Annotated in this window: 6 protein-coding genes; 4 read left to right on the forward strand and 2 right to left on the reverse strand. The window is 68.0% G+C overall.

All coding sequences use genetic code 11. From position 1 onward, the window contains the following. On the reverse strand, positions 1-2,880 hold a 2,880-nt coding region (icmF, locus tag Q0716_RS04050; RefSeq protein ID WP_299019960.1), incomplete at its 3' end, for a fused isobutyryl-CoA mutase/GTPase IcmF. Between the two features lie 209 nt (positions 2,881-3,089). Here icmF and Q0716_RS04055 point away from each other — a divergent pair. From Q0716_RS04055 to Q0716_RS04070, 3 genes are read left to right on the forward strand one after another with little or no spacing between them, the layout of a single operon-like run. Next, a complete protein-coding gene (locus Q0716_RS04055; protein ID WP_299019962.1) occupies positions 3,090-3,335 on the forward strand; it encodes a metal-sensitive transcriptional regulator in 246 nt (81 codons plus the stop codon). Positions 3,336-3,362: 27 nt separating this feature from the next. Further along, entirely contained in the window at positions 3,363-4,502 is a 1,140-nt protein-coding gene (locus Q0716_RS10930; protein ID WP_366139713.1) for an MBL fold metallo-hydrolase, read from the forward strand. 52 nt (positions 4,503-4,554) lie between these two features. After that, positions 4,555-5,436 (forward strand): type III pantothenate kinase, encoded by an 882-nt coding sequence (locus tag Q0716_RS04070; RefSeq protein WP_299019969.1) that lies wholly within the window; start codon positions 4,555-4,557, stop codon positions 5,434-5,436. 19 nt (positions 5,437-5,455) lie between these two features. On the opposite strand, the gene Q0716_RS04075 is transcribed toward Q0716_RS04070, so the two are convergent. Continuing rightward, a complete protein-coding gene (locus tag Q0716_RS04075; RefSeq protein WP_299019972.1) occupies positions 5,456-6,667 on the reverse strand; it encodes a M20 aminoacylase family protein in 1,212 nt (403 codons plus the stop codon). A 56-nt stretch (positions 6,668-6,723) separates the two neighbouring features. On the opposite strand from Q0716_RS04075, the gene Q0716_RS04080 reads away from it, so the two are divergent. Next, a partial coding sequence (locus Q0716_RS04080; protein ID WP_299019974.1) for a molybdopterin-dependent oxidoreductase occupies positions 6,724-7,173 on the forward strand: 450 nt, incomplete at its 3' end.

A 7,173-nucleotide genomic window follows, 5' to 3' on the forward strand; every position in this document is an offset into this window, starting at 1 on the left:
TTCCACCAGCTCGGTCAGCTCTTCGATGATGAAGGCGCCCTGGTTGGGGTTTTCGTTCTTGGCCAGGCCCCACTCGCGGTTGATGATGAGCTGAATCGCCATCGCGCGGCGCACCGACTCCTCGGTCGGCGTGGTGATGGCTTCGTCGTAGGCGTTGGTGTGCAGGCTGTTGCAGTTGTCGTAGATGGCAATCAGCGCCTGCAGCGTGGTGCGAATGTCGTTGAAGGCGATTTCTTGCGCGTGCAGGCTGCGCCCGCTGGTCTGGATGTGGTATTTCAGCTTTTGGCTGCGCTCGTTGGCCCCGTACTTGTCGCGCATGGCCACGGCCCAAATGCGCCGCGCGACCCGACCCAGCACGGTGTACTCCGGGTCCATGCCGTTGCTGAAGAAAAAGCTCAGGTTGGGCGCGAAGTCGTCGATGTGCATGCCGCGCGCCAGATACGACTCCACGTAGGTGAAGCCGTTGGCGAGCGTGAAGGCGAGCTGGCTGATCGGGTTGGCGCCCGCCTCGGCGATGTGGTAGCCGCTGATCGAGACCGAGTAGAAATTGCGCACGTTGTGGTGGACGAAATATTCTTGGATGTCGCCCATCACCTTCAGGCTGAACTCGGTGCTGAAGATGCAGGTGTTTTGGCCTTGGTCTTCCTTGAGGATGTCGGCCTGCACCGTGCCGCGCACGTTGGCCAACACCCACTCGCGGATCTTGGCGATTTCGGTGTCGGTCGGCTCGCGGCCGTTGTCGGCGCGGAATTTGTCGATCTGCTGGTCGATGGCGGTGTTGAAAAACATCGCGAGAATCGTCGGAGCGGGACCGTTGATGGTCATCGACACCGAGGTTGCCGGGTCGCACAGGTCGAAGCCCGAGTAGAGCACCTTCATGTCGTCCAGCGTGGCGATCGACACGCCGGAGTTGCCGATCTTGCCGTAGATGTCTGGGCGCGGATCGGGGTCGTGGCCGTAGAGCGTGACCGAATCGAACGCGGTGGACAGCCGCTTGGCCGGCATGCCCTCCGACAGCAGCTTGAAGCGCCGGTTGGTGCGAAAGGCGTCACCCTCACCGGCGAACATGCGCGTCGGGTCTTCGCCCTCGCGCTTGAAGGCGAACACTCCAGCGGTGTACGGGAAGGAGCCGGGGACGTTTTCCAGCATCAGCCACCGCAGCAGCTCGCCGTGGTCCTCGTACTTGGGCAGGGCCACCTTGCGGATTTTGTTGCCCGACAGCGTGGTGTGCACCAGTCGCGTGCGGATCTCCTTGTCGCGGATCTTGACCACGTACTCGTCGCCCGCATAGGCCTTTTGCATGTCGGGCCACTGCTGCAGCAGCTTGCGCGCGTCGGCGTCGAGCCGCTGTTCGCGCTGCGCGGCCAAATCGAGCGCCGCCTCGGCTGCCTTGGGGCGGTGCGGTTTGTCGACGCTGAGCATGGCGGCGGCGGCGCGCAACTGCTGCACCTCGCGCGCCAACGTGGCTTGCTGGCGCACGCGGCGTTTGTAGGCGCGCACGGTGTCGGCAATCTCGGCCAGGTAGCGGCTGCGCTGTGGCGGCACGATCGCGTGCAACTGGCTGCTGTGGCGCGTGCTCACGCGCGGCAGCCGGCCGCCGTCCGCGCCCAGCGGCAGCGTCAGGCCCAACTCGGCCAGCCGCGGCAACAGCGCCTGATACAAGGCGGTCACGCCATCGTCGTTGAAGCGCGCCGCCATCGTGCCGAAGACCGGCATCTCCTCGGGCCGCTTGCCCCATGCTTCGCGATTGCGCTGCACCTGTTTGGCCACGTCGCGCAGCGCGTCGAGCGCGCCCTTGCGGTCGAACTTGTTGATCGCCACGAACTCAGCGAAGTCGAGCATGTCGATCTTCTCGAGCTGGCTGGCCGCACCAAACTCGGGCGTCATCACATACAGCGGCACGTCCACGTGCGGCACGATGGCGGCATCGCCCTGGCCGATGCCAGAAGTCTCAACGATGACGAGGTCAAAGCCCGCCACCTTGCACGCCGCCACCACGTCGGGCAGCGCGGCCGAGATCTCGCTGCCCGCCTCGCGCGTGGCCAGGCTGCGCATGTACACACGTGCGCCTTGCTGCCAGGGGCCGATCGCGTTCATGCGGATACGGTCGCCCAGCAGCGCGCCGCCACTCTTGCGGCGGCTGGGGTCGATGCTGACGACCGCAATGCGCAGCGCATCGTCTTGGTCCAGCCGCAGGCGCCGGATCAGCTCGTCGGTCAGGCTCGATTTACCGGCTCCGCCCGTACCGGTGATGCCCAGCACCGGCACGCGCGCGCTGGCTGCCGCTTCGTGCAGTTGCGTGCGCAAGCCGGGGTCGGCTTGGCCGCTTTCCAGCGCCGTGATGAGCTGCGCCAGCGCGCGCCAGGCGGCGTCCGTGTGGCCGCGGATGGCCTCCAGCGATGTCGGCGCGTAGACCGACAGGTCGCGGTCGCAGCGCATCACCATCTCGCCGATCATGCCCTGCAGGCCCATGCGCTGGCCGTCTTCGGGGCTGTAGATGCGCGCCACGCCATAGTCCATCAGCTCGCGGATTTCGCTGGGCACGATCACGCCGCCGCCGCCGCCGAAGACCAGCACGTGCTCGCCGCCGCGCGCGCGCAACTGATCGACCATGTATTTGAAATATTCGACGTGCCCGCCCTGGTAAGAGCTCACGGCGATGCCCTGCGCGTCTTCCTGCAATGCCGCGGTCACCACCTCGTCCACCGAGCGGTTGTGGCCCAGGTGGATCACCTCCGCGCCCATGCTCTGCAGGATGCGGCGCATGATGTTGATGGCCGCGTCGTGCCCGTCGAACAGGCTGGCGGCGGTGACGAAGCGCACCTTGTGCGTTGGGCGGTAGTTGGCCAAGGCCTGATAGTCGGCAGACAACTGGGTCATGCAGGTCTCCTCGGGGTGGCTGGGCGGCGGCACGCGCGACGGCGTTCGTGTTTGACGTTTACGTAAACGTCAATATTACCCGAGTCCGCGCGGCTCGCCAACCGGGTTGGCCCGGTCCGGGAGGGGCATCGCCCACGTGCGCGGGTCTTGGCAGCCCGGACCGTTTGTCATACCATACCGGGTATATACCTTTCCATGTTTGGCATGTCATGACCGCCGTCCACGACCCCGAGCGAAAAAAGGCCCTGTTGCTGCGCCTGCGGCGCGTGGAAGGGCAGCTGCGCGGCATCCAGCGCCTGATCGAGGCCGATACCGATTGTGAGAAGGTGACGCAACAGTTGGCGGCTGCCCGCAAGGCGCTGGACAAATCGTTTTTCATGATGGTGGGCTGCGTCATGGCCCAGGGTGACACACCGCCCGACGACGTGGCCGAGCTGCTGTCGCGCTTTGCGTAACCGGGGGTCGTCGCTACCATGGCGGACATGAACCCGATCCAGCTCTTCGACCCCGACTCCTGCACCTATACCTACGTCTTGTTCGACGAGGCGTCGCGCGAGGCGCTCATCATCGACCCCGTGGATGTGCAGCTCGAGCGCGATTTGACCGTGCTGCGTGAGCACGACTTGCGGCTGCGCTGGGTGCTTGAGACGCACGCCCACGCCGACCACATCACCAGCGCGCTGTGGCTGGCCGAGCACACCGGCGCTCTGACGGCCGCCCCGGCTGCCTGCGGCATCGTCACCGTGCACCGCCCCTTGCAGCACGGCGACGAGGTGACGTTCGGTTCCCAGCGCGTGCGCGCGCTGGCCACCCCGGGCCACACTGCGGGCAGTATGAGCTACTTTTGGGAGCGTGCCACGAGCCAGGGGGTGCAGCGGCACGTCTTCACCGGCGACACGCTGCTCATCGACGGCTGTGGGCGCACCGACTTTCAGTCGGGCGACGCGGCGGCGCTCTACCGCAGCATCACCGAGGTGCTGTTCGCCCTGCCCGACGATACCGTGGTCTGGCCGGGGCACGACTACCGGGGGCGCACGCACTCCACCATTGGGCACGAGAAGGCGCACAACGCCCGCGTGGCCGGGCGCACGCTCGACGAGTTCGTCGCGTTGATGAACGGCTTGAACCTGTCGCGCCCCCGCCGCATGGATGAGGCGGTGCCGGCCAACCTGCATGGCGGCATCCGGCACGACGCGGACGGCGCGGCACTGGACGCACCCCAGCCCGCCGACGGCTATGCGGGCGACGTTCCACCCGCCGTCGCGTGGGACTGGGTGCAGCAGGGCCGCGCCGTGCTGGTGGACGTGCGTACCGACGCCGAGCGCGAGTGGGTGGGATACGTGCCCGGCGCCGTGCCGCTGGCGTGGAAGCAGTGGCCCGGCATGCAGCCCAACCCTGGCTTCGATGACGGTGTGCGCTCACTGCTGCGCGGCGACGGCCGACCGCTGCTGATGCTGTGTCGCAGCGGCGCGCGCTCGATCGCGGCGGCACGGCGCGCCACCGAGCTGGGCGCCACCGCCTACAACGTGCTGGAGGGCTTCGAGGGCGATTTGGACGAACATGGCCAGCGCGGACGTCGCGGCGGCTGGCGCTACCGTGGTCTGCCGTGGCGGCAGAACTGAGCGGTGGCGGCAGGTGACACCGGCCTTCCGAGGCCGGGTTTATGATGGCGGCATGACAGCGCCGCCGCCGAACGTCCCGGTTTTTGCTTCCCCGACCCCTGCGCATGGCCCAGCCGTATCGGGAGGCACCGCCCTGTTGGCGCTCGACGTGGGCAACACGCGCCTGAAGTGGGCGCTGTACGAGGCGCCGCGCCCCGGTGCGCGATTGCTGGCGCACGGGGTGCAATTCCTGGAAAACATCGAAACCCTGGCCGAAGGCGACTGGCGCGCCCTGCGCGCGCCGCACTGGGTGCTGGGCAGCATCGTCGCCGGTGCTGGCGCGCGCCACCGGGTGGAAGAACAGCTCGAACTCTGGGATGCACCGGTGCATTGGGTGGTGCCCAGCGCGACCGAGGCTGGACTCGTCAACGGCTACGACCATCCGGCGCGCCTGGGGTCGGACCGCTGGGTGGCCATGATCGGTGCGCGCCAGCGGCTGCTCGCGCGCGGACAGCGGCGGCCCTGCGTGGTGGTCATGGTCGGCACGGCGGTGACGGTAGAAGCCATCGACGCCGAGGGCCGCTTTCTGGGTGGCTTGATCTTGCCTGGCCACGGCATCATGCTGCGGGCGCTCGAGTCCGGTACGGCCGGGCTGCACGTGCCCACCGGCGAGGTGCGCGCGTTCCCCACCAACACCAGCGATGCACTGACGAGCGGCGGCACGTATGCCATCGCCGGGGCGGTGCAGCGCATGGTAGACAATTTGCGTGCCCACACCGGGCAGGAGCCAGTATGCCTGATGACCGGTGGCGCCGGCTGGAAGATGGCGCCGCACATGACGGTGCCGTTCGAGCTGGTCGAGGGGCTGATCTTCGACGGGCTGCTGGCGATTGCGCGCGAGCGCTATGGCAACGCGCAGGCACCGGTGCCCCCCGCGCCAGCGCGTCGGCCGTGAGCGCTCGGTACGCGCAGCGTCACTGGCCGCGCGCCAGCCAGCGCTGCGCCAGCCGCACCCAGAACGTCGCGCCCAGCGGAATCAACGCATCGTTGAAGTCGTAGTGCGGGTTGTGCAGCGTGCACGGCCCCGCGTCGTGCCCCGGCCCGTGTGCGTGCCGGTGGCTGCCATCGCCGTTGCCGATGAACACATACGCCCCTGGCTTGGCTTGCAGCATGTACGCGAAGTCCTCGGCGCCCATGGTGGGCTCTTGCGCCACGACGTGGTCTGCTCCCACGATGTCGCGCATCACCTCGGCGGCAAAGGCGGCTTGCGCCTCATGGTTGATGGTGGGCGGGTAGTTGCGCCGGAACTCGAACGTCGCCTCGGCGCCGAACGCGGCGCAGATCTGGCTGGACAGCTCGCGCATGCGCGTCTCGATCAAATCCAGTGCAGGCAGCGAGAAGGTGCGCACCGTGCCCCGTATCTCGCAGGTGTCGGGGATGACGTTGGTCGCCTCGCCCGCGTGGATCATCGTGACCGAAATGACCCCAGGCTCCACCGGGCGCAGGTTGCGTGTGAGGATGGTCTGAAACGCCTGCACGAGTTGGCACGCCACCGGGACCGGGTCGATCGCATGGTGCGGCAGCGCCGCATGGCCGCCGCGGCCGCGCACCGTGATGGCAAATTCGTTGCTGGAGGCCATCACCGGCCCGGGGCTGACGGCAAAGTGGCCCACGGGCAGCCCCGGCCAGTTGTGCATGCCAAAGACGGCCTCCATGGGGAAGCGCTCGAACAGCCCGTCGGCGATCATCTCGCGCGCGCCGCCACCGCCTTCCTCGGCGGGCTGGAAAATCAGGTACACCGTGCCGTCGAAGTCGCGCTGCTGGGCCAGGTATTGCGCGGCGGCCAGCAGCATCGCCGTGTGGCCGTCGTGCCCGCACGCGTGCATGCGCCCGGGGTAGCGGCTGGCGTGCTCGAACGTGTTGCGCTCCGTCATCGGCAGTGCGTCCATGTCCGCGCGCAGCCCCAGCGCTCGCCCACAGGCGCCGCCATCGCGCCCGTGGACGATACCGACCACCCCCGTCTTGCCCAGACCCCGGTGGATCGAGATGCCCCACTGCGTCAGCAGCGCGGCCACGCGGTCGGCGGTGCGCACCTCCTCGAAGCACAGTTCCGGGTGCGCGTGCAGATCGCGCCGGATGGCAGCCATGGCCGCTGCCTGCTGGACGATGGGTTCGATCAGTTTCATAGGGGGGATGCTAGCGCGGATTGGGATGACTGTGGGCCTTGGCGTACCATGCACCCATGACCACCACCGTTGAAGCCCCGATAGAGGCCTCCACCATCCGAGGCGCCTGCCCGCACGATTGCCCCGACACCTGCTCGCTGCTGACCACGGTGCGCGCGGGGCGCGCCGTGCATCTGCAGGGCAACCCTGACCATCCGCAGACGGCCGGCGTGCTGTGTACCAAGGTCAGCCGGTACCTGGAGCGGGTCTATCACCCCGAGCGTTTGTTGCAGCCGCTGCGTCGCGTGGGCCGCAAGGGCGAGGGCCGCTTCGAGCCCGTCGGCTGGGACGAGGCGCTCGACGACATCGCCGCCCGTTTGGGGGCGCTGGCCGCGCACGACCCGCAAACCATCCTGCCCTACAGCTACGCGGGCACCATGGGTCTGGTGCAAGGCGAGTCGATGGCGGCGCGGTTTTTTCATCGCTTGGGCGCGTCGCTGCTGGACCGCACCATCTGCTCCAGTGCT

Origin of the sequence: uncultured Tepidimonas sp., assembly GCF_938045175.1 — a bacterium.
In the GTDB taxonomy this organism is placed as follows: Bacteria; Pseudomonadota; Gammaproteobacteria; order Burkholderiales; family Burkholderiaceae_C; genus Tepidimonas.

What these genes read in the sequence shown, in the direction of transcription:
- Q0716_RS04055 (WP_299019962.1), top strand. Translation starts at nt 3,090, where the DNA reads ATGACCGCCGTCCACGACCCCGAGCGAAAAAAGGCCCTGTTGCTGCGC.
- Q0716_RS10930 (WP_366139713.1), top strand. Translation starts at nt 3,363, where the DNA reads ATGAACCCGATCCAGCTCTTCGACCCCGACTCCTGCACCTATACCTAC.
- Q0716_RS04070 (WP_299019969.1), top strand. Translation starts at nt 4,555, where the DNA reads ATGACAGCGCCGCCGCCGAACGTCCCGGTTTTTGCTTCCCCGACCCCT.
- Q0716_RS04075 (WP_299019972.1), bottom strand. Translation starts at nt 6,667, where the DNA reads ATGAAACTGATCGAACCCATCGTCCAGCAGGCAGCGGCCATGGCTGCC.